The organism is Pseudomonas sp. Cab53 (assembly GCF_018325965.1).
Lineage (GTDB): Bacteria > Pseudomonadota > Gammaproteobacteria > Pseudomonadales > Pseudomonadaceae > Aquipseudomonas > Aquipseudomonas chlororaphis_E.
Window position 1 is genome coordinate 874,364 of the sequence record NZ_AP021902.1, and the last position, 22,044, is coordinate 896,407.

The following is a 22,044-nucleotide window of genomic DNA, read 5'->3' on the forward strand; positions in this document are numbered from 1 at the left end:
TATGGGAATGCGGAGCCTTCCCATACTCAGGGGCTTGGCTGAAGAGGCGCAGGCATACCAGAGATCTAGCGACAATCGTCACTCCTGTCGCCCTGCTACACGACACGGATCGTAGCCGGTGTTGTGTACCTTTTGGATGTTCAGCGAATGGGTACTACATTGCGGTCCCTGGTTTGATTGATGGCCGATGCCGACAGGCTGCCGGTGGCCGCCTTCTGGATATGTTCACTCCACCAAGCCATCATCGGACGCCGGCGTTCGATGTAGTCCGTCCTGTTGTAGGCGCTACGAACTTCGTCCTTGTCGACATGCGCCAGCGCGACCTCGATCAGTTCCGGATCCCAGCCATGCTCATTCAGGATGGTGCTCGCCATCGAGCGCAAGCCGTGGCTGACTAGACGGTCCTGAAAGCCCATGCGCTTCAACGCCATGTTGGCGGTCTGGCTATTGGCATGGGTGCGGGGATTTCTATCTGAGGGGAACACGTACTCTCTGTTACCGCTGAGTTGCTTGAGTGTCTCCAGTAACGAAAGTGCCTGATCGGTAAGAGGGATTGTGTGCGGCCGACGCTTTTTCATGCGCTCTGGCGGAATGGTCCAAATGCGCTTGTCGAAGTCGATATCTGCCCATCGCGCGGTGGCTGCTTCGGCAGGGCGGGTCATCGTGTGCAGTTGCCATTCGATCAGGCAGCGGGTCGTGCGCTTGATGCTGGCGTTCGCGATTTCCATCATGAGCTCGGGAAGCTCCTCAGGTGGTAGTGCAGCCATGTTCTCTTTCTTGGGTTTCTTGAACACCGCCCGAATTCCATTGAGGGGGTTCGCGAGTATCAGCCCGGAGTTGACCCCGTAGGTCATGATCTCGTTGAGTCGTTGGCTCAATCGTTTCACGGTTTCGAGGCTCCCTTTGGCCTCGATTGGACGAAGGATCTTGATAACCATCGGAGCAGTGATTTGAGAGAGCGGCGTTGTTTTCATGCTTGGGAAAACATGAAGCGTCAGCGATCTCCAAATGTCTTCGGCGTAGGCTTTGGTTACGGAGTCTTTCTTCAGCTCGAACCAGGCCGTGGCCACCTTCTCGAAAGTGTGTTCACTCTCAGCAAGTTTGGCTTGCCTTACCTCATCACGCTGGGTTTTGGGATCAATGCCCAAAGCGAGCAACTCACGCGCCTCTGCGGCTTTCTTTCGAGCGTTGGCTAGCGATAGGTCGGGGTATGGACCAAGCGCCATGTTGATACGGCTTCTGATCAACGGCTCGCGGTAATTGAAATTCCACATCATCGAGCCGCTGGCGCGTACTCGAAGCTGCAAGCCATCGCCGTCGCTGAGGACGAAGTCTTTACCAGTTGCCTTGACTGCCTTGAGCTGGCGATCGGAGAGGCGGGTTGCGTTAGTAGGCATGGGGGCTACCTCCAGCACCGTTTTGGTATCCTGAAAATAGCATTTGGTCGTCCGGGATACCACCTGGGATACCAAAGCGCCTGGAACTCAGAAATCCTCAAAAGCCCCAAGAAGCGCTGGAACCCCTGTATTTACTGGATTTTAGGCACAAAAAAAGACGTCCGTGGACGTCTTTAGATGATGAAGTGGTGGAGCCGGGGGGATTTGAACCCCCGTCCGCCAGTACTCCGCTGTCGGTACTACATGCGTAGCCGGGTCTATTAAGTTAACCCTCAGCGACCCGACGGGCAGGGTGCTTTGGGCGAGTTGTGTAAGTTTTAGCCGCTTCGTCCACAACGTACTGCACGGCGATTCTGTTCTATATGACAATCACTTTGGGTTTACAGACATCCCCTAATGATTGCTGGACCCGAAGGTACCAGAAGCTCAGGATCTAAGGCTGCTTACGCAGCGATAGCGAATTCCTGGCCGTAGTTTTCGTCATTGGCAACTATAGAAGTTGCAACAGTGGATTTACGAGTTCTGTTACCAACTCGGCATGCACCTAAAGTTTCGCAACCGGCGTCGAATCCTAAACGGCCCCGAACCTGTCGCGTCGTGAAACTGCTGAAGCGACAAGCGATTGCAGTGTACGCCAATCTGGGGCTGAGGCCAACCCGGAGGTTGGCCTTGCCCGCCGATCACTTGTTGGTGCCGTCGGAGGCTTGTCTGATTTCCAGGATGGTTTGCTGGGTTTCAGCAACGCATTCGTCAATTTTGCCTTGCGCTTTGAGCTCTTGTGCCCTTGTTACGCTGCGTGTCACACGGTCATTGAGATCGGCCGAGGATTGGTACTGTGTCTTGGCATTGTTGATGGTTTGGATATTGGCTTCGCACAGGCTGTCCGGCTTATCGGCGGCGAACGAAGCGGAGGCCATCAACGAGGCAGTAATGAATAGACCTAACAGCGCAGAACGTTTCATATGTATCTCCTTGAACTGAGGATCCAGACTTCGCTGGCCGTCAGACGGACAACCGAATGTAGGAAAAGCCCCAACGTTTGGGGCTTGTTCTGTGGACTACCGTCGCGCTGAAGGGTTCTATTTTTCTTCAGGTGGCCCTGGCTTGAGTCACCCGGTCCACCAGGTAGACCAGTCCGTGGTAGTCGATGGTGCCGTGTTGTGTCAGGCCGATCTCGCAGGTGCGGCTGGTGGAGATGCCTTCGCTGCAATGCTGGACGGCGTCTTTGAGTGTGCGCAGTGAGTGGGCGTTGAGTTCTGGTGTGGTGAAGCCTTTGTCGCCGGCAAAGCCGCAACAATGAATGCCTTCGGGAATGACCACGTGTTTGCTGCATTTGCGCGCCAGGTCGATCAGTGCCTGGCTTTCGCCCAGGTGCTGGGTGCTGCAGGTAACGTGTACCGCGATGGGGGCTTCTTGTGGGGTGAAGTCCAGGCGATCCATCAAGTGCGTGCGGATGAAGCGCACCGGGTCGTACAGGTCCAGGCGTGTTTCGCCAAGGTCCTGGACCAATCGCAAGGTGCAGGGGCTGGTGTCGCAGTAGATGGGGTCGAGCCCGCCGCGGCTGGCGTGCAGCAGGGCGGCGATCAGTTCCTGGCGCTTGTGGTCGGCTTGTTCGGCGTAGCCTTTGGAGGCAAAGGGTTGGCCGCAGCACAGGTTGTCCTGATTGTCGGGAATGACGACTTGATAGCCGGCTTTTTCCAGCAGGTTGCGGGTCTTGTCGTACAGCGAGGCCTGTTCTTTGTCCCCTGCCGCCGGGCCCATGACGCGCGACACGCAGGCCGCGAGGTAGACCACGCGCGGGCGTTCGTCCGCCACGGCAGGGCTGAAGCGGATGGCTTTTTCCGGCTGGGGCATGGCGTTGGTCCACTGCGGCACCTGGCCCTTGGACAGCCGTGACAACGTTGCCGAAAGTTTCGCCAGGCGCGGCGCCCCCAGCAGCATGCGTGCGCCGTTGGCGACGTGCAGGGTGAAGCGCAGGCCTTGCAGTGTGGTGGCGAAGTTTCCTTCGATCCAGTTGGCGGTTTTAGTGCGCGTGGCTTCTCGGCTGCGCAGCTTTTTCACCAACTCACCGGTGTTGATGCCTACGGGGCAGCGTTGAGCACACAAGCCGGTGGCCGCGCAGGTGTCGATGCCCTGGTATTGATAGGCCTGTTCCAGCTCGGTGGTGTCGGTGCCGGCCCGTTGTTTGGCCTGGATGTCGCGCCAGGTCACGATGCGTTGGCGCGGGCTCAAGGTCAGGTCTTTGGAGGGGCAGACCGGTTCGCAGAAGCCGCACTCGATGCACTTGTCCACGATCTCGTCGGCGGCGGGCAGCGGTTTGAGGTGCTTGAGATGGATCTGTGGGTCTTCGCTGAGCACCACGTCCGGGTTGAGAATCCCCTGGGGGTCGAGCAGGCGCTTGAGTTGCCACATCAGTTGATAGGCATCGCTGCCCCATTCCAGCTCGACGAAGGGCGCCATGTTGCGGCCGGTGCCGTGTTCAGCTTTCAGCGAACCGCCGAACTCCACGGCCACCAGTTGCGCGACGTCGTCCATGAACGCCTGGTAGCGTGCGATTTCGTCGGCGCTGTTGAAGCCTTGGGTGAAGACGAAGTGCAGATTGCCTTCCAGTGCATGTCCGAAAAGGATCGCTTCGTCGTAGTGATGTTTGTCGAACAGTTCGATCAGGCGGTTCACACCGATGGCGAGTTGCTCCACCGGGAAGGTCACGTCTTCGATGATCACCGTGGTGCCGGTCTTGCGGACTGCGCCCACCGCCGGGAAGGTGTCTTTGCGGATGGCCCAGAGCCGGGCGTTTTCCCGTGGGTCTTCGGTAAAGTCGACTTGTTTTTCCACCGGGAAACTGGCCAACGAGGCCATAATCCGGGCGAGTTGCTCTTGCAGCAGGGATGAAGACGCCGCGCGGGATTCGATCAGCAGGGCGCAGGCATTCGTCGACAGATGCTGTACGAAATCCGGCATGCCCGGCTTGTCCTGCACCGAGCGCAGGCTGCGGCGGTCGAGCAGTTCCACGGCCGACACCGGCTGGCTTTTCAGCACGGTGACGGCGTTGCAGCAGGTTTCCACGTCAGGGAACACTATCAGCGCCGAGGCTTTGTGCGGATGGTCGATCACGGTGTTGTAGGTCACCGCGCTGATGAAACCCAGGGTGCCTTCTGAGCCCACCAGCAGGTGGCTCAAGATATCCACAGGCTCGTCAAAATCCACCAGCGCGTTGAGTGACAGCCCAGTGGTATTTTTCAGACGGTACTTGTGGCGAATTCGGGCAGCCAATTCGGTGTTGTCGCGGGTCTCGCGGCCCAAGGTCGCCAGGCGCTCCAACAGGTCTGCGTGGCTGTTGCGAAACGCCGCGACGCTGGCGGCGTCCTCGGTGTCGAGGCGGGTGCCATCGGCCAGCACCAGGCGAATGCCGGCCAGGGTGTGATAGGTGTTTTGCGCCGTGCCGCAGCACATGCCGCTGGCGTTGTTGGCGACGATGCCGCCAATCTTGCAGGCGTTGATCGAGGCCGGATCGGGGCCGATCTTGCGCCCGAACGGTGCCAGCCAGGCGTTGGCCTGGGCGCCAATCACGCCCGGTTGCAAGCGGATCTGCGTGCCTTGCCCGCGAATCTCCCGGGCGTTCCAGTTATCCCCCAGCACGATCAGCACCGAGTCGCTGATGGCCTGGCCGGACAAGCTGGTGCCAGCCGCGCGGAAGGTGACCGGAACCTGGTCGCGCTGGGCCAGTTGCAGCAGGGCGACCACTTCATCTTCGGTTTCGACCCGCACCACCAGTTTCGGAATCAGCCGGTAGAAACTGGCGTCGGTGCCGAAGGCCAGGGTCGACAGCGGGTCGTCGAATCGGCGCTTGGCTGGGATCAGTTGGTGGACGTCGTGTAGGAAAGCAGCCGGAAGCGTCATTGGTCCTCCAGGATCAAGACCACCAGGTCCTTCGGACCGTGGGCGCCGTAGGCCAGCACCTGTTCGATGTCGGCGGTTTTCGATGGGCCCGACACCAGCAGGGCATTGGTGGGCATGCCTTGGGCCCATTCGAATGCCTGCTGCACTTCATAGAAGTTGTTGTGGATCTCGCTGGCCTTGAGCAAGGCGAAATGCACCGGCGGCACCAGGCTCATCAGGCGTGGCTCTTCCCGCGTTGGCCAAAGGATCAGGCTGCCGGTGGCGGCGATGGCGCCGAGGGTTCCGGTCAGGCTGGCGGGCGTCTCGTTGAACAGCTCGGCTTTCCATTCTTCTATCGGCCGGTCGTAGGCCTTGAGGGTCGGCAGGTCCGGATGATTCGCCCAGTACTGCATGATTTTTTTCCCGTGGGGTGTCGTCGGGGCAATCAGCAGGCTTGGCAGTTGGCGGTCGCGCAGCAGTTGGGCGAGCAACGCCGGCCAGTCTTCGGCACGGGTCAGGTGGATTTCGGTGTGCACCGCTTCCATCAACTTGCGCAACTGCGGGATGCGTTCTTCGGGCGCATAACGGTAGGTCTGCGTCACCAGGTCGACATCGAAGTTGTCGGCCACGGGCGTGGTGCCGGTCAGGCTTTTACGCAACTTGGCGAGGATGTTTTCCTTGGCGCTCATCGACGGTCTCCCGGGCGGTTCAGGTGTTCGCGGGCCAGGTCATGCAATGAGCGGGCGGCGGGTTGGGGGGCGCTGTGGTTTTGCGTCCAGGGGCCAACGTTGCGCGGCGTGAGGGCGCGCAGGCGCGTGGCAAGGAAGCCGAACAGCCGATACAGGCGTGGCGAGCTGTTGAGCCAGGCCCAGGCATTCCAGATGAAGCGTTCCTTGGGCGAGTATTTGCTGCCCTGGCCACGCATCACTTGATGCGGGCTGTCCGGTGCCTTGACGTTTTCTTCGCGCAGGCGCCGCAGCAGGGCCGGGATCGGAATCTTCACCGGGCACACTTCTCCACAGGCACCGCAGAGTGATGAGGCGCTGGGGTGATCGGGCACCTTGGCCAGGCCGACCATGTGTGGCGTGATGATTTTTCCGATAGGCCCCGGGTAAACCTCCCCATAGGCGTGGCCGCCGATTCGGGTGTACACCGGGCAATGATTCATACAGGCGCCGCAGCGGATGCAGTTCAGGGTCTGGCGCAATTCACTGTCGGCAAAGGCCTGGCTGCGACCGTTGTCCAGCAGCACCAGGTGAACTTCCTGGGGGCCGTCCAGTTCCTCGGCCTTGCGTGGGCCGGAGATCATGTTGACGTAGGTGGTAATCGGTTGGCCGAGGGCCGAGCGAGTCAGCAGCGAGAGCAATGGCACGACATCGCGCAGGTTCTCCACCACTTTTTCGATGCCGGTCACGGCGATGTGCACCGGTGGCACGGTGGTGGACATCCGTCCGTTTCCTTCGTTTTCCACCAGCAGCAGCGTGCCGGTTTCGGCGACGGCGAAGTTGACGCCCGACACGCCGATATCGGCTTCGAAGAATTTCTGCCGCAACACCTTGCGACCGATCTGAATGAGTTGGTCGACGTCCTTGGTGTACTCCACGCCGAGTTTGTCGTGGAACAAGGACGCGACCTGACCGGCATTCTTGTGGATCGCCGGCATAATGATGTGTGAAGGCTTCTCGTGATCGAGCTGGACGATGAACTCGCCCATGTCCGATTCCAGGCATTCAATGCCTTGAGCCGCGAGGACATGGTTCATTTCCATCTCTTCGCTGACCATCGATTTGCCCTTGATCACTTGCCGCGCCTCGTGAGCGCGGATGATCGAGAGGACGATGCCGTTGGCTTCGTCCACCGTTTCCGCCCAGTGCACGTTCACACCGTTGCGGGTCAGGTTGGTTTCAAGTTGTTCGAGCAGGTCGGGCAACTTGGATAACGCACGGGCGCGGACGGCATTGCCCAGCACCCGCAGGTGTTCTCTTTCGTGGGCATCGCTGAAGGACGTTGCCCGCTTGGTCATCAGTGAATCCATCGCGCTGCGAAAGTTGTTTCGCAGTTGCGTGTCGCCCAGCGCCTTGTGGGCTCGGGCGCGAAAATCTTCCTGCACCTCTACAGTGGGGATCAGCGTCGGCGTGCTCATGCGGCACCTCCGGTTCGCTGCCAGAGGAAACTCGCCAGATGCTGCCCGCGTAGCGCCTCCTGCTGCTTTTCCAACGCACCGTTGATGTTCATCAAGCAGCCGCAATCGGCACTAATGACCTTATGTGCGCCGGATTCCTTCAGCGCCCGGGTCTTGTCGGCCACCATCGCGCCGGAAATATCCGGCAGGCGCACGCTGAATGTCCCACCGAACCCGCAGCATTCACTTTCGTGACTGTGCTCCACGCGCTCCACGTTGTGCAGTTGCGCCAACAGGGCGCGGCCGTGCAGGTGGGTGTTCATTTCCCGCCGCGCCGAGCACGAAGTGTGCAGCGCCACTTTCACCGGCTCGCCGCCATCCTTCAGCTGCACCTGACAGACGAACAACAGGAACTCGGCCAACTCGTAGGTCCGGGCGGCCAGGGCCCGGACTTGTTCAAGCGTGTCGGGTTCGTCCTTGAACAGGTCGCCGTAGTGCTCGCGCAACATGCCCGCGCAGGAGCCCGACGGCACGACCACCGGATAATCTTCGGCAAACAGCGCCAGTTGTGCCCGCGCCACCGTGCGTGCCTGCTCGGTGTAACCCGAGGTGTAGGCCGGTTGCCCGCAGCAACTCTGTCCTTGCGGGTATTCCACCCGGATCCCTTCGCGTTCCAGCAGGTGGATCGCATCCATCCCGGCTTCGGGGTAGAACAGGTCCACCACGCAGGTGCCGAACAGGTAGACCCGTTGCGGTTTCACGCTGGGGTATTGCCGCGGTTCAGGCAGTGGCGGGGCGACACGGGTCGCGTTCGGCACAGCGTTGTAAAAAAGCTCGCTCATCAGGCGTGTCTCCGGGTGGTCCCGGTTATCCGTCCGCTGAGGCCGCTGAATATAGAGAGCAAATCTTTCAGCAGCCTTGCAGACCCGGTGATCAATAGCGAACGCCGGCGGCTATTCCGGCGTCGGTTTTTTCTCTGCGGCGTGTGGTACTCAGTGCACCAGCATGCCGGTAAACCAGTAGGCCTGGGCCAAGGTGATCAGGCCGACGATCGTTGCAAAGAATAGGCTGTGTTTGAGGGTGAACCGGAACAGATCCGATTCCTTGCCCACCAGCCCGGTCGCGGCACAGGCCACGGCGATCGATTGCGGCGAGATCATCTTGCCGGTCACGCCGCCGCTGGTGTTGGCGGCCACCAGCAAGGTGTCGTTGACGCCGAGTTGGTGCGCGGTGGTGGCTTGCAGAGAGCTGAACAGCGCGTTGGACGAGGTGTCGGAGCCGGTCAGGAACACCCCCAGCCATCCGAGGAACGGCGAGAAGAACGGGAACGCCGCGCCTGTGCCGGCCAGTACCAGGGCCATGGTCGACGACATGCCCGAATAGTTGGTGACGAAGGCAAACGCCAGGACCATACCGATGGACAGGATCGGCCAGCGCAGCTCGAAAAGGGTCTCTTTAAAAGTGGTAAGACCAGTTTTGAGGTTGATTTTCAACACCAGCATCGAGATCAGCGCGGAGAAGAAAATCGCCGTGCCGGTGGCGGAAATCGGGTCGAGTTTGAACACGGCCGGAATGGCGGTGGGGTTGATCACGATCGGCGCGACCTTGATCACCATCTGGTCCAGGTGCGGGATGGCAAAGTTGAACACCCAGCCGTACATCGAGCCGCCCGCGGCGAACATCGCCTTGAACGGTTTCAGGGTCCAGATCGTGACCAGCACGGTGAGGATCAGGAAGGGCGACCAGGCCTTGATGATTTCCCCCAGGCTGTAGGGCGAAGCCACGGTGCTGCGCGGTTGGCCGAAACCACCCACGCTGGCGGTGACCGTTGCGCCAGACGTGGCGCCGGCAATCTGGGCGCCCGCGGTGCGCTTGGGCTGCCAGACCTTCAGGAACAGGGTCAGGGCGATCAGGCTGGCGAGGGCCGAAGTGATGTCCGGCAGTTCCGGGCCAATGAAGTTAGAGGTGAAGTACTGGGTGACGGCAAAGCTCAGGCCGGCCACCAGTGCGGCTGGCCAGGTTTCCCGCACGCCGCGCAGGCCGTCCATCATGAACACCAGCCAGAACGGCACGAACAGCGACAGCAACGGCAGTTGGCGACCGGTCATGGCGCCGATCTTGAAGGCGTCGATCCCGGTGACCTGGCCGGCCACGATGATCGGAATACCCAGCGCGCCAAACGCGACTGGGGCGGTGTTGGCGATCAGGCACAGGCCGGCGGCATACAGCGGATTGAACCCCAGGCCGACCAGCAGCGCGGCGGTGATCGCGACGGGTGCGCCGAAACCGGCGGCGCCTTCCAGGAAGGCCCCGAAGCAGAAGCCGATCAGCAGCACTTGCAGGCGTTGGTCGTCGGTAATCGACAGCACCGAGCTGCGGATGACCTCGAACTGACCGCTCTTGACCGTCAGTTTGTACAGGAACACGGCGGCCACGATGATCCAGGCGATGGGCCACAGGCCGTAGGCAAAGCCATATCCGGCGGCGGCGAAGGCCATGTCGGCGGGCATGTTGAAGGCAAATATCGCCACGGCAATCGCCAGGGCCAGCGTGATGCTGCCGGCCACGTGTCCCTTGAGGCGAAACACCGCCAGGGCCAGGAAGAAAAACACGATGGGAATGACGGCCGCGAGTGCGGACAAGCCGAGGCTGCCGAGCGGGCTGTAGAGCTGTTGCCAGGTTTGCATAGTGGGTGGGCCCCTAATTGTTGTTGGTCAGGCACTGATCAGCGAAACTGGATAATTGGTAATACCAATTTACAATCGCTGTTGGCTAGGGTAAAAGCCTTGGTTGTCGTGTGTCAATTTGCCGCTTGGAAACTTTCGTCGAATAAGCGGTGCAGATCGCATCTGATCTGCGTGTGCAAATGGCGTCTGGTGGGTGTGGCCGTGGCCCGGATGGGCCAGAATAGAGAGCCCGGCGAGCGGTCGGGATCGTGGAGAGTGGAGTTATGGGGTTTGATCAGATTCGTCAGCGCCGTTTGTCTGACGATATTGTCGAGCGGCTTGAAGGCATGATCCTTGAGGGCACGTTGAAGTCTGGCGAGCGGCTGCCGGCCGAGCGGACCCTGGCCGAACAATTCGGTGTGTCACGGCCTTCGTTGCGCGAGGCGATCCAGAAGCTGGCGGCCAAGGGCTTGCTGGTCAGTCGCCAGGGGGCGGTAACTACGTCGTGGAGTCACTGGGCTCGACGTTCAGTGACCCGTTGTTGCAATTGTTGGAAAGCAACCCCGATGCGCAGCGGGACCTGCTGGAATTTCGTCACACCCTGGAAGCGTCCTGTGCCTATTACGCCGCGCAGCGGGCCACGGATGTCGATCGCGAACGCCTGACGGCAGCCTTCGAAGAATTGCAGGATTGTTATTCGCGGCACGAAGAGGTGAGTCGGGCGGAGGAGGGGGCGGCGGATGCGCGCTTCCACCTGGCGATCGCCGAAGCCAGCCATAACGCGGTCTTGCTGCACACCATCCGTGGCTTGTTCGACCTGCTCAAGCGCAATGTGGTGACCAACATCGGCGGCATGTACAAGCAGCGCAGCGAAACCCGCGACATGCTGATCAGCCAGCACCGCGAGCTGTACCAGGCAATCATGGACGGGCACGCCGAGCAGGCGCGGGAAGTGTCCAGCCGGCATATTCTGTACGTGCAGGAAGTCTTGGAAGAGGTGCGCCAGGAAGTGCAGCGAGTGGCGCGGGCAGAGCGGCGCAAGGGGATTTAGATTCGATCCTGTGGGAGCGAGCTTGCTCGCGATGGCGTACTTTCAATCAACATCGATGTTGACTGACCCGCCGTTATCGCGAGCAAGCTCCCACATTCGATTTTCCGAGGGCTAGTCTTCCTTGCCCTTGTTGCGCACCGCACGCTGCAGTTCACGCCCGGCGTCGCGCTCGCGTTCGGTATCGCGCTTGTCGTATTCCTTCTTGCCCTTGCCCAGCGCAATCTCGCACTTGATCAGGTGCTTGCTCCAGTACAGCGACGTACAGACGCAGGTGTAGCCTTTCTGCTGCACGGAGGCGAAGAGCTTTTCCAGCTCGCGCTTGTTGAGCAGCAGCTTGCGCGAGCGTACCGGGTCGGCAATCACGTGGGTGCTGGCCGTGGTCAGCGGGGTGATGTGACTGCCCAGCAGCCAGGCTTCGCCGTCCTTGAGCAGTACGTAGCTGTCCACCAGTTGCGCCTTGCCGGCGCGCAGGCTCTTTACTTCCCAGCCGGCCAGGACCATGCCAGCCTCGAAACGTTGTTCGATGAAGTAGTCGTGTCGCGCCTTTTTATTTTGCGCGATGGTCCCTGTGGGGTGTTTCTTCTGTTTAGCCATAGGGGCGGCATTATAGGCAGTTGCGTGCGTGTCGGCTACGGTGAACCTGCATGCTTGAGCACCTTGAGTGAATCCCGGACAATGCGGCCTCTTTTTTGAACGCTTGGGCGTGATCACGATGTCGACAGACAAGGTTTCTGTCCACGGCAGTTGGGCTAGCCGCTGGGTCTTCATACTCGCTGCGACCGGTTCTGCGGTGGGGCTGGGTAGTATCTGGAAGTTTCCGTACATGGTCGGGGTCTACGGTGGCGGCGCCTTCGTATTGATGTTCCTGGCGTGCATCGCACTCATCGGCGCGCCGGTCATGCTCGCCGAGACCCTGATCGGTCGCCGCGCCCGGCAAAGTCCGGCCAATGCCTTGAAGGTGCTCGCGGTGGAAGCCGGGCACTCGACCAAGTGGTCGTGGGGCGCCTTCGCCGGAATGATCACGGCCTTGTTGATCCTGTCTTTCTATAGCGTGGTCGGCGGCTGGTCGCTGGACTACATCATCGACATGGGCCGCGGCGATTTCCAGGGCGTCGCGCCTGACCAGGTCGGAGCGTATTTCGGCAAGGTCATCGATGATCCCTGGCGGTTGACCCTCTGGCATACGATCTTCATGGTGCTGTCGGCGGTGGTGATCGCCAAAGGCGTGGTGGCCGGGCTTGAACGCAGCTTGCGGATCATGATGCCGCTGCTGTTCGTGATGATCCTGGTGCTGCTGGGTTACAGCATGACCACCGGGCATTTCATGGAAGGCCTGCACTTCATGTTCGATTTCAAGCCGGAGAAAGTCCTGGATGGCTTGCTGCCGGCCATGGGGCACGCGTTCTTCTCGCTGAGCGTGGGTGTCGGCTCGATCATGATCTACGGCGCCTACATGCCCAAGAACGCTTCGCTTACCCGCACCGTCGTCGGTGTCGCGCTGCTGGACACCTTTGTGTCGCTGATGGCAGGCGTGGCTTTGTTTCCGATTGTGTTCGCCGCCGGGCTCAACCCCAGCGAAGGACCGGGGTTGATGTTCGTCAGCCTGCCCTTTGCCTTCGGTAGCATGGCGTTCGGCCAAGTCATGGGCGTGGTGTTTTTCGTGCTGGTGGCTATTGCGGCCTGGAGTTCGGCGATTTCCCTGCTGGAACCCATGGTGGCTTACCTGGTGGAACGGACTCGAATCGGTCGCGCCTGGGTCACCTTCTGGCTGGCTTTCACCTGCTGGTTCGTAGGCCTGGGCACGGTGTTTTCCTTCAATATATGGAAACAGGCGAAGTTTTTCGTGAACGAAGGCGGCTTGTTCCATCTCTACCAGTGGGGAGCAACCGGAGGACTGGATTTCTTCGGCGTGATTGATTTCTTCACATCACGGATCATGCTGCCATTGGGCGGTTTGTGTTTCGTGGTGTTTGCAGGATGGGTCATGGGGCGTGAGGCGGTGCGTGATGAATTGTCGCTGCGCAGCCCTGTATTGTTTGCCTTGAGCCTGTTCTTGATGCGCTACGTGGCGCCCATCGGCATTCTCGTAGTGTTTGCCGCCCAGCTGTGGAAGTGACGCTTACATGACGACACATATTCAACGCTCGGCCTTGCTGCCTTACCCGGCGCAGGCGCTGTACGACCTGGTCAACGATGTGGCCAGTTATCCACAGTTCCTGCCGTGGTGCTCGTCCGCCGAGGTGCTGGAGAGCTCCGACACCCACATGCGCGCCAGTCTCGATATTGCCAAGGGTGGGTTGAGCCAGCGCTTTGTTACGCGCAACACCCTGGTGCCGGGGCAGTCCATTGAAATGAATCTGGAGGAGGGGCCGTTCAACCAGCTCCACGGCGTCTGGGTGTTCAAGCCTCTGGGCGACAAGGCCTGCAAGATCAGCCTGGACTTGTCCTTCGATTACGCCGGTCCACTGGTGCGGGCGACGCTGGGGCCGCTGTTCAACCAGGCGGCCAACACCCTGGTCGATGCGTTCTGCCAGCGTGCCAAGCAGAACGCAGAGCTCAAGCGTTGATTGAAGTCGAAGTGGTGTACGCGTGCTTGGAGCGCCAGTTCTTGCGCGCATTCGCGGTGCCGGAAGGTACGAGCCTGCGCGCGGCGTTGACGGCCTCCGGGGTAGCCGAAGCCTTCCCTGAACTCGATCTGGCGACCTGCCCGGTCGGGATCTTTGGCAAGGTGGTTGCCGATCCCGAGAACCAGCTGGTGCAAGCCGCCGATCGCCTGGAAATCTACCGGCCGCTGTTGGCGGATCCGAAGGAGATTCGTCGCCTGCGTGCCCTCAAGGCAGCGCAAGCGCGCCAGTCCGAGCAGTAGTCCGTCGAATCGAGGCAATAAAAAACCCGGCATGCCGGGTTTTTTCATGTCGCCGATTATTGCGGCGAGGTGTCCAGCGGTTCTGGCGTCGGGACGGGTACGGTCTCGACGTTGTCCACATCCTTCTGGATCTGGTCCAGCAGCGATCCTGGCTTGGCCGGTTTTTCCGGTTTCGGCTTTTCGGCGTTCTGGGTCGGATCGGTAACGGTCGTGCCGCTGTCCTTGCCCATGATGGCCTCGTCGCGGCTCACACCGGGCATGAAGTCGCCCGACAGGCTGACGAGTTGGTCATTGCCATTGAAGATAACGCTGATGCGTTCCTGTTGGCGCTCACCGCCACCTGGCTGCAAGCTGTACAGATAATCCCAGCGATCGGCATGGAACGTGTCGGCGAGCAGGGGGTTGCCCATGATAAACCGTACTTGCCGGCGGGTCATTCCCGGGCGTAACTGGTCTATCATGTCCTGCGTGACGACATTGCCCTGCTGGATGTCGATTTTGTAAACCCCGGGGAATGAACAACCGGCGAGTGCGAGCAGTCCCACGAAGGTGAAACTGGTTAGCAAGAGCTTGGTGTTTTGCATCGGTGGGCGACTTCCACTATCTTGGCTGGGACAACGTAAACGCCGATCATACCCGCATTAAGAGAAGCTGCGAAGCAGCATCGCGAGAAAGCTGACCATGGTTGAAAATAGCGAACTACGCAAAGCCGGCCTCAAAGTGACCCTGCCACGGGTCAAGATTCTACAAATGCTCGATTCTGCCGAGCAACGCCACATGAGTGCCGAAGACGTCTACAAGGCGCTTATGGAAGCTGGCGAGGACGTTGGTCTGGCCACGGTTTACCGTGTCCTGACTCAATTCGAGGCAGCGGGTCTTGTGGCTCGTCACAATTTCGATGGCGGTCATGCGGTCTTCGAATTGGCTGACGGGGAGCATCACGATCACATGGTGAACGTGGAAACCCGTGAGGTCATCGAATTCGTCAGCCCGGAAATCGAAAAGCTGCAAAAGGCAATTGCTGAGGAGTATGGCTTCGAGTTGATCGACCACCATCTCGTCCTGCACGTGCGCAAAAAGAAGTAAGCACGTTGCGTGAGCCACGGCTCCCAAAACGATAGAAGGCGACCCCAGGGTCGCCTTCTTGCTTTGTGGCTTTTATCGGTCGTATGTCAGGTTTTTGCGGCGATGACCATTTTTTTCGCGTGGGCCAGGGATTCCTTGGTGAGGTCGATCCCTCCCAGCATTCGAGCCACTTCCTCCACGCGCTCGCTCTTGTTGAGCTTGGACACGGCCGTTCGGGTGGCATCCTCGCCGCGCACCTTATGCACAAATAGATGCTGGTGCCCTTGGGCGGCCACTTGGGGCAAGTGAGTGACGGTCAGCACCTGACCGCGCTCCCCCAGTCGGCGCAGCAACTGGCCGACAATCTCCGCCGTCGGGCCGCCGATGCCCACGTCCACTTCGTCGAAGACCAGTGTCGGCACGCGCGAGGTCTGCGCCGTGATGACCTGGATGGCCAGGCTGATCCGTGACAACTCACCGCCCGAGGCGACTTTTGCCAGGGCCTTGAGCGGTTGCCCGGGGTTGGCGCTGACCAGCAATTCCACTTGCTCCAATCCGTTGGGCTGGAGTTCATCGCTGGCGTTGGGTTTCAGCTCGATGGTGAAGCGGCCCCCGGGCATGCCCAGGCGCTGGATTTCCTGTTCCACGGCGCTGGCCAGCCCGGTGGCGGCCTGCTGCCGAAGTGCGCTGAGCTCCTTGGCCTTTTCCTGGTAATGACGGGCGTAGGATGCCAGTTCCTCCCCCAGGCGCTCGATGGACTCATCGTTGGCGTTCAGGGTTTCCAGTTCCTCCAGCAGGCGTTGCTGAAGTTCGACGACGTCGGTCGGCTGGACGCGATGCTTGCGTGCCAGGGTATAGATGGTATCCAGCCGCTCTTCCAGGTATTGCAGGCGCGCTGGGTCGGCATCGAAGTGGTCGAGGAAGCGGTTCAGTTCCCCGACGGCTTCCTCGACCTGAATCTGTGCACTCGTCAGCAGGTTGGTCGCTTCGTTCAGGGCTCCGACCGAGTTGTTCACGCTGGTGAGTCGATTCAGGCTGGCGGTCAGCGCATTGAGCACGTTTCCCGAATCGCTTTCGCTGCACTGCTCCACGACCTGGCGGCAGATGCCCAGCAGGGCTTCGGCGTTGGTCAGGTTCTTGTGTTCCTGCTCCAGCTCTTCCAGTTCATTTTCGCCCAGGGCCAGGTTTTCCAGCTCCTCGAGCTGATAGCTCAGCAGTTGGTGGCGCGCCCGTTGTTCGTCGCCGGAGTTGGACAGTCGGTCCAGTTCCTGGCGCGTTTGTCGCCAGCGCTGGGCCGCCAGTTGAACCTGGCGCGCCAGGTCGGTGGCACCGGCGTACTCGTCGAGCAGGCGTCGATGGGTGTCGGTCTTGAGCAGGGATTGGTGTTCGTGCTGGCTATGGATGTCGATCAGCAGTTCGCCCAGGGCCTTGAGGTCGCCCAGTGGGCAGGGCGTGCCGTTGATGTAGCCTCGCGAGCGGCCTTCCGCCGTGATGACCCGGCGCAAGATGCACAGGCCGTCGGTGTCCAGGTCGCGCTCGGCCAGCCAGGCACTGGCTTCGGGGATGTCGACCAGGTCGAAGGTCGCCAGGATGTCGGCCTTGTCCGCGCCGGGACGCACCACGCCGTTGTCGGCGCGATCGCCCAGCGTCAGGCCCAGGGCGTCGAGCATGATCGATTTGCCGGCACCGGTTTCACCGGTGATCACGCTCATGCCTCGATCGAGTTCGAGGTCGAGGTGTTCGACGATGGCGTAGTTGTGTACGGACAGGTGCACCAGCATAAGGCCGCTCCCAGGCTTTAGGTCTGGTTATTTATACAGTGTTTTGTTTTGGCCTGACAATGCCTTCGCTTAGCTCGATTTGCTTGAGCGGAAGCATTTCTTAGCGCTGGCTGGAATGGATATGCAGCTGTTTTTTGTAAGGTTAATTCGTCGGCAAGCCCTTGAAGCTGAAAAACCTGGCCCCATATACCGGGGCAGAAGCGCGAGTCGAGCTCGCGGACGAAATTGAAAGGAGAAATCTATGGCTGACGAACAGACGCAGGATACGCAAAATCTAGACGCCAATCAGGCTCCCCAGGATTCGGGTGATGATCTGGCAGCACGTGTACAAGTGCTCGAAGAGCAATTGGCCGGCGCGCAGGATCAGGCGTTGCGTGTGGCAGCCGACCTGCAGAATGTCCGCCGTCGCGCCGAGCAGGATGTGGAAAAAGCCCACAAATTCGCCCTGGAGCGTTTCGCCGGCGACCTGCTGCCGATCATCGACAGCCTGGAGCGCGGCCTGGAGCTGTCCAGCCCGGACGACGAAAACATCCGTCCGATGCGCGAAGGCATCGAGCTGACCCTGAAAATGTTCCAGGACACCCTCAAGCGTTATCAGCTGGAAGCCATCGACCCGCACGGCGAACCCTTCAACGCCGAGCATCACCAGGCCATGGCGATGCAGGAAAGTGCCGACGTCGAGCCGAACAGTGTCCTGAAGGTGTTCCAGAAGGGCTATCTGCTCAACGGCCGCCTGCTGCGCCCGGCCATGGTCGTGGTCAGCAAGGCGCCAGCACCGGTTTCGCCTTCTATTGATGAGCAGGCTTGAAATCGGTCGTAACGGCCCCATCTATAAGTCAAGCGTTTAAGTGCTACCGCAGTTAGCCACCACTGCTGCGGCAACCAAATCCAAGTTCCGGGAGAGTTAACATGGGCAAGATTATCGGTATCGACCTGGGGACCACCAACTCGTGCGTCTCCGTGCTGGAAAACGGCAAGGCCAAGGTGATTGAAAACGCCGAAGGCGCGCGTACCACGCCGTCGATCATCGCGTACGCCAACGATGGCGAAATTCTGGTTGGCCAGTCGGCCAAGCGTCAGGCCGTGACCAATCCGCATAACACCCTGTACGCGGTGAAGCGTCTGATCGGTCGCAAGTTCGACGAAGAAGTCGTTCAGAAAGACATCAAGATGGTGCCTTACAAAATCGCCAAGGCTGACAATGGCGACGCCTGGGTCGAAGTGAACGGCCAGAAAATGGCACCGCCACAGATTTCGGCTGAAATCCTGAAGAAGATGAAGAAAACCGCCGAAGACTACCTCGGCGAAGCGGTCACCGAAGCCGTTATTACCGTGCCTGCCTACTTCAACGACAGCCAGCGTCAGGCCACCAAGGACGCCGGTCGCATCGCGGGCCTGGATGTAAAACGTATCATCAACGAACCGACCGCTGCGGCGCTGGCCTACGGCATGGACAAGGCCAAGGGCGACCACACCGTGATCGTCTATGACCTGGGTGGTGGTACTTTCGACGTTTCCGTGATCGAAATCGCCGAAGTCGATGGCGAGCACCAGTTCGAAGTACTGGCAACCAACGGTGACACGTTCCTGGGTGGTGAAGACTTCGACATCCGCCTGATCGACTACCTCGTCGACGAGTTCAAGAAAGAAAGCGGCATGAACCTCAAGGGTGACCCGCTGGCGATGCAGCGTCTGAAAGAAGCCGCTGAAAAAGCCAAGATCGAACTGTCCTCGAGCCAGTCGACCGACGTGAACCTGCCGTACATCACCGCAGATGCCACCGGTCCTAAGCACTTGAACGTGAAGATCTCCCGCGCCAAGCTCGAAGCGCTGGTGGAAGACCTGGTTCAACGCACCATCGAACCTTGCCGCATCGCCATGAAAGATGCCGGTATCGACGTCGGTTCGATCAACGACGTGATCCTGGTGGGCGGTCAGACCCGTATGCCACTGGTCCAGAAGCTGGTGACCGATTTCTTCGGCAAAGAAGCACGTAAAGACGTGAACCCGGACGAAGCCGTTGCCATGGGTGCTGCGATCCAGGGCGCCGTTCTGGCCGGTGACGTGAAGGACGTCCTGCTGCTTGACGTCAGCCCGCTGACCCTGGGTATCGAAACCATGGGTGGCGTGATGACTGCGCTGATCGAGAAGAACACCACGATTCCTACCAAGAAATCCCAGGTGTTCTCGACGGCCGACGACAACCAGAGCGCCGTGACCATTCACGTGCTGCAAGGTGAGCGCAAGCAAGCCGCCCAGAACAAGTCCCTGGGCAAGTTCGACCTGGCCGAGATTCCACCAGCACCACGTGGCGTGCCACAAATCGAAGTGACCTTCGACATCGACGCCAACGGCATCCTGCACGTCGGCGCGAAAGACAAGGCCACCGGCAAGACCCAGTCGATCGTGATCAAGGCCAACTCCGGCCTGTCCGAGGAAGAAATTCAGCAGATGGTTCGCGATGCTGAAGTCAACGCCGAGGAAGACCGCAAGTTCGAAGAGCTGGCCAGCGCCCGTAACCAGGGTGATGCCCTGGTGCACTCGACTCGCAAGATGATCGCTGACGCCGGTGACAAAGTGACTGCGGAAGAGAAGACTGCGATCGAAGCCGCCGTGGTTGCCCTGGAAGCCGCTGTGAAAGGCGACGACAAGGCAGCCATCGAAGCGAAGATCGAAGAGCTGTCCAAGGTCTCCGCGCCAGTGGCCCAGAAGATGTACGCCGAGCAGGCTCAACCTGCCGAGGGCGCGGCGGCACAGGGCGAATCGGCCGAAAAAGCCGACGACGTCGTGGACGCCGAGTTCGAAGAAGTGAAAGACCACAAGTAATCGCTTGTTGGTCGGCCGGTTGACTGCATTTGTGCGGTGGCTGGTAGGATGTCGCCGCGCGGGGGCTTGCTCCCGCGTTGGCGTGTCTGGAGCCAATGAATTTTTACAGCGTGCGACAGTGCTCGGACGCTGGCGGTGTGAACGGGAATGCTCCTGCTTTCCGGGCAAGTGACACCGCGTTTTGGCCGGTTCCCTGGCTGAAAGATGTGGGTTTGCATGAAGGGTTGCGCAGGCGCTTTTCATGCAGAGCCTGAGACCAGGATCGTTGAATCGACGTGGTTGGGCCTGGGCCTTTGCGGGGAGGGCTCAACGAGTTTGGCAAGGTTCAGGAGAGGTTTGCCGAACGTCCTATAAGAGTGCAAAGACTAATGGCAAAGCGTGACTATTACGAAGTATTGGGTGTTGAGCGGGGGGCCAGCGAGGCAGAGCTGAAAAAGGCCTATCGTCGTCTGGCGATGAAGCACCACCCGGATCGTAATCCCGATGACAAGGCGTCCGAGGAACTGTTCAAGGAAGCCAACGAGGCTTACGAAGTCCTGTCCGACTCCAGCAAGCGCGCGGCCTACGACCAGTATGGTCATGCTGGTGTCGACCCGAGCATGGGGGGCGGCGGTGCCGGGTTTGGCGGCCAGAACTTCTCCGACATTTTCGGTGACGTGTTCAGTGACTTCTTTGGTGGCGGTCGCGGCGGTGCCCGTGGCGGCGCCCAGCGTGGCAGCGATCTGCGCTACACCCTGGAGCTGAACCTGGAAGAAGCGGTGCGCGGTACCACCGTCAACATCCGCGTGCCGACGCTGGTCAATTGCAAGCCGTGCGACGGCTCGGGTGCCAAGAAGGGTTCCTCGCCCGTCACGTGCCCGACCTGCGGTGGCATCGGCCAGGTTCGCATGCAACAGGGCTTCTTCTCGGTGCAGCAGACCTGCCCGCGCTGCCATGGCCAGGGCAAGATCATTTCCGATCCGTGCGACTCCTGCCACGGCGAAGGGCGTGTCGAAGAGTACAAGACGCTGTCGGTCAAGGTGCCGGCCGGTGTCGATACCGGTGACCGCATTCGTCTGTCCGGCGAAGGCGAGGCGGGTGCCCAGGGCGGCCCGACCGGCGACCTGTACGTGGTGATCAATGTGCGCGAGCACGCGATCTTCCAGCGCGACGGCAAGCATCTGTTCTGCGAAGTGCCTATCAGCTTCGTCGATGCGGCCTTGGGTGGCGAGCTCGAGATCCCGACCCTCGACGGTCGCGTCAAGTTGAAGATTCCCGAGGGTACGCAAACCGGCAAGCAATTCCGGATCCGCGGCAAAGGTGTTGCGCCCGTGCGCGGCGGTGGCGCTGGCGACCTGATGTGCCGCGTCGCGGTGGAGACGCCGGTCAACCTGAGTCGGCGCCAGCGTGAGTTGCTGGAGGAGTTCCGCAGTTCGCTGGAGGGTGACAACAGCCACTCCCCGAAAACCACCGGTTGGTTCGAAGGCGTGAAGCGCTTCTTCGGCGATCTGTAAGGAGGTCGCATGCGACGTATAGCTGTGATGGGCGCTGCGGGGCGCATGGGCAAGGCGTTGGTCGAAGCGGTGCAGCAGCGCTCGCCGCTCTCCGGCCTGACGGCGGCCATCGTGCGGCCCGACAGCACGCTGGTGGGCGCGGACGCGGGTGAGTTGGCTTCGCTTGGGCGCATTGGCGTGCCGATGTCTGGCGGCCTGGAAAAGGTGCTCGACGAGTTCGATGTGCTGATCGACTTCACGCTGCCAGACGTGATGCTGAAGAACCTGGCCATCTGCCGTAAGCACGGCAAGGCCATGGTGATCGGCACCACCGGGCTGGACGCTGCGCAAAAGCAGTTGCTGGCCGAGGCGGGCAAGGACATTGCGATCGTGTTCGCGGCGAACTTCAGCGTGGGCGTGAACCTGTCGCTCAAGCTGCTGGACATGGCAGCCCGGGTCCTGGGTGACGATGCGGATATCGAAATCATCGAGGCGCATCACCGGCACAAGATCGACGCGCCTTCGGGAACGGCCTTGCGCATGGGTGAGGTGATTGCTGATGCGCTGGGGCGCGACCTGCAACAGGTGGCCGTGTACGGACGCGAGGGGCATACCGGCGCTCGCCAGCGCGACACCATCGGTTTTGCCACGGTGCGCGGTGGCGATGTGGTGGGTGATCACACGGTGCTGTTCGCCACCGAGGGCGAGCGCCTGGAAATCACCCACAAGGCTTCGAGCCGGATGACCTTTGCCAAGGGCGCCGTACGTGCCGCACTGTGGCTGGATGGCCGCGAGCCTGGTTTGTACGATATGCAGGACGTTCTCGACCTGCGTTGATGCCAAAGAAAGCGGGGTTCACGTTATACTGAGCCCCGTTTTGCACCGCTTCGCGACGGCCTGTCGCATTCCCCTGCCTTTA

General features: G+C 60.5%; 18 protein-coding genes, 1 other RNA gene and 1 pseudogene. 9 read left to right on the forward strand and 11 right to left on the reverse strand.

Annotation, left to right across the window (positions count from 1 at the left end):
* Nucleotides 1-140: 140 nt before the first annotated feature.
* From KI241_RS03690 to KI241_RS03725, 8 genes are all read right to left on the reverse strand, one after another.
* Nucleotides 141-1,397: an integrase domain-containing protein gene (locus KI241_RS03690; RefSeq protein ID WP_212803400.1), complete on the reverse strand. Its 1,257-nt coding sequence runs from the start codon at nucleotides 1,395-1,397 to the stop codon at nucleotides 141-143.
* A gap of 186 nt (nucleotides 1,398-1,583) precedes the next feature.
* Nucleotides 1,584-1,980: a transfer-messenger RNA gene (gene ssrA, locus KI241_RS03695) on the reverse strand.
* Nucleotides 1,981-2,077: 97 nt separating this feature from the next.
* Nucleotides 2,078-2,359: a hypothetical protein gene (locus KI241_RS03700; protein WP_212803401.1), complete on the reverse strand. Its 282-nt coding sequence runs from the start codon at nucleotides 2,357-2,359 to the stop codon at nucleotides 2,078-2,080.
* Nucleotides 2,360-2,486: 127 nt separating this feature from the next.
* Nucleotides 2,487-5,297 (reverse strand): FAD-binding and (Fe-S)-binding domain-containing protein, encoded by a 2,811-nt coding sequence (locus KI241_RS03705; protein WP_212803402.1) that lies wholly within the window; start codon nucleotides 5,295-5,297, stop codon nucleotides 2,487-2,489.
* Nucleotides 5,294-5,965 (reverse strand): lactate utilization protein, encoded by a 672-nt coding sequence (locus KI241_RS03710; RefSeq protein WP_047738376.1) that lies wholly within the window; start codon nucleotides 5,963-5,965, stop codon nucleotides 5,294-5,296. The genes KI241_RS03705 and KI241_RS03710 overlap by 4 nt, the downstream gene beginning before the upstream one ends.
* Nucleotides 5,962-7,419, reverse strand: a complete 1,458-nt coding sequence (locus tag KI241_RS03715) for a LutB/LldF family L-lactate oxidation iron-sulfur protein (protein ID WP_042730884.1) — start codon at nucleotides 7,417-7,419, stop codon at nucleotides 5,962-5,964. The genes KI241_RS03710 and KI241_RS03715 overlap by 4 nt, the downstream gene beginning before the upstream one ends.
* Nucleotides 7,416-8,240, reverse strand: a complete 825-nt coding sequence (locus KI241_RS03720; protein WP_042730883.1) for a (Fe-S)-binding protein — start codon at nucleotides 8,238-8,240, stop codon at nucleotides 7,416-7,418. The genes KI241_RS03715 and KI241_RS03720 overlap by 4 nt, the downstream gene beginning before the upstream one ends.
* Nucleotides 8,241-8,390: 150 nt before the next feature.
* Nucleotides 8,391-10,085, reverse strand: coding sequence for a lactate permease LctP family transporter (locus KI241_RS03725; protein ID WP_047738373.1), 1,695 nt, complete (start codon nucleotides 10,083-10,085; stop codon nucleotides 8,391-8,393).
* A gap of 263 nt (nucleotides 10,086-10,348) precedes the next feature.
* Between KI241_RS03725 and KI241_RS03730 the strand changes: the two are divergent.
* A pseudogene (locus KI241_RS03730) lies at nucleotides 10,349-11,115 on the forward strand (FCD domain-containing protein).
* Nucleotides 11,116-11,226: 111 nt separating this feature from the next.
* Here KI241_RS03730 and smpB read toward each other — a convergent pair.
* Nucleotides 11,227-11,709, reverse strand: coding sequence for an SsrA-binding protein SmpB (gene smpB, locus KI241_RS03735; RefSeq protein WP_042730880.1), 483 nt, complete (start codon nucleotides 11,707-11,709; stop codon nucleotides 11,227-11,229).
* Nucleotides 11,710-11,827: 118 nt separating this feature from the next.
* Between smpB and KI241_RS03740 the strand changes: the two genes are divergently transcribed.
* From KI241_RS03740 to KI241_RS03750, 3 genes are read left to right on the forward strand one after another with little or no spacing between them, the layout of a single operon-like run.
* The gene (locus KI241_RS03740) at nucleotides 11,828-13,231 is read left to right on the forward strand and encodes a sodium-dependent transporter (protein ID WP_047739541.1); all 1,404 of its coding nucleotides are present in this window, start codon (nucleotides 11,828-11,830) and stop codon (nucleotides 13,229-13,231) included.
* 7 nt (nucleotides 13,232-13,238) lie between these two features.
* Nucleotides 13,239-13,682: a type II toxin-antitoxin system RatA family toxin gene (locus tag KI241_RS03745; protein WP_042730879.1), complete on the forward strand. Its 444-nt coding sequence runs from the start codon at nucleotides 13,239-13,241 to the stop codon at nucleotides 13,680-13,682.
* A complete protein-coding gene (locus tag KI241_RS03750) occupies nucleotides 13,679-13,981 on the forward strand; it encodes an RnfH family protein (protein WP_047738369.1) in 303 nt (100 codons plus the stop codon). Before KI241_RS03745 ends, KI241_RS03750 begins: the two co-directional genes overlap by 4 nt.
* Before the next feature lie 56 nt (nucleotides 13,982-14,037).
* Here KI241_RS03750 and KI241_RS03755 read toward each other — a convergent pair whose 3' ends face one another.
* Nucleotides 14,038-14,565 (reverse strand): outer membrane protein assembly factor BamE, encoded by a 528-nt coding sequence (locus tag KI241_RS03755; protein WP_042730877.1) that lies wholly within the window; start codon nucleotides 14,563-14,565, stop codon nucleotides 14,038-14,040.
* A gap of 97 nt (nucleotides 14,566-14,662) precedes the next feature.
* Here KI241_RS03755 and fur point away from each other — a divergent pair, with 97 nt between their 5' ends.
* Nucleotides 14,663-15,067, forward strand: coding sequence for a ferric iron uptake transcriptional regulator (gene fur, locus KI241_RS03760; protein ID WP_042730876.1), 405 nt, complete (start codon nucleotides 14,663-14,665; stop codon nucleotides 15,065-15,067).
* Between the two features lie 86 nt (nucleotides 15,068-15,153).
* Here the strand turns inward: fur and recN are convergent, their stop codons facing one another.
* The gene (gene recN / locus KI241_RS03765; protein WP_042730875.1) at nucleotides 15,154-16,827 is read right to left on the reverse strand and encodes a DNA repair protein RecN; all 1,674 of its coding nucleotides are present in this window, start codon (nucleotides 16,825-16,827) and stop codon (nucleotides 15,154-15,156) included.
* Between the two features lie 241 nt (nucleotides 16,828-17,068).
* Between recN and grpE the strand changes: the two genes are divergently transcribed.
* The 4 genes from grpE (at nucleotide 17,069) to dapB (ending at nucleotide 21,962) form a co-directional block, all read left to right on the forward strand.
* A complete protein-coding gene (gene grpE / locus KI241_RS03770) occupies nucleotides 17,069-17,635 on the forward strand; it encodes a nucleotide exchange factor GrpE (protein ID WP_042730874.1) in 567 nt (188 codons plus the stop codon).
* Nucleotides 17,636-17,700: 65 nt separating this feature from the next.
* Nucleotides 17,701-19,653 (forward strand): molecular chaperone DnaK, encoded by a 1,953-nt coding sequence (dnaK, locus tag KI241_RS03775; RefSeq protein WP_256207084.1) that lies wholly within the window; start codon nucleotides 17,701-17,703, stop codon nucleotides 19,651-19,653.
* A gap of 368 nt (nucleotides 19,654-20,021) precedes the next feature.
* Entirely contained in the window at nucleotides 20,022-21,146 is a 1,125-nt protein-coding gene (gene dnaJ, locus KI241_RS03780) for a molecular chaperone DnaJ (RefSeq protein WP_042728695.1), read from the forward strand.
* 9 nt (nucleotides 21,147-21,155) lie between these two features.
* Complete coding sequence (gene dapB, locus KI241_RS03785) at nucleotides 21,156-21,962, forward strand: 4-hydroxy-tetrahydrodipicolinate reductase (RefSeq protein WP_042728696.1); 807 nt, start codon at nucleotides 21,156-21,158, stop codon at nucleotides 21,960-21,962.
* Nucleotides 21,963-22,044: the final 82 nt, after the last annotated feature.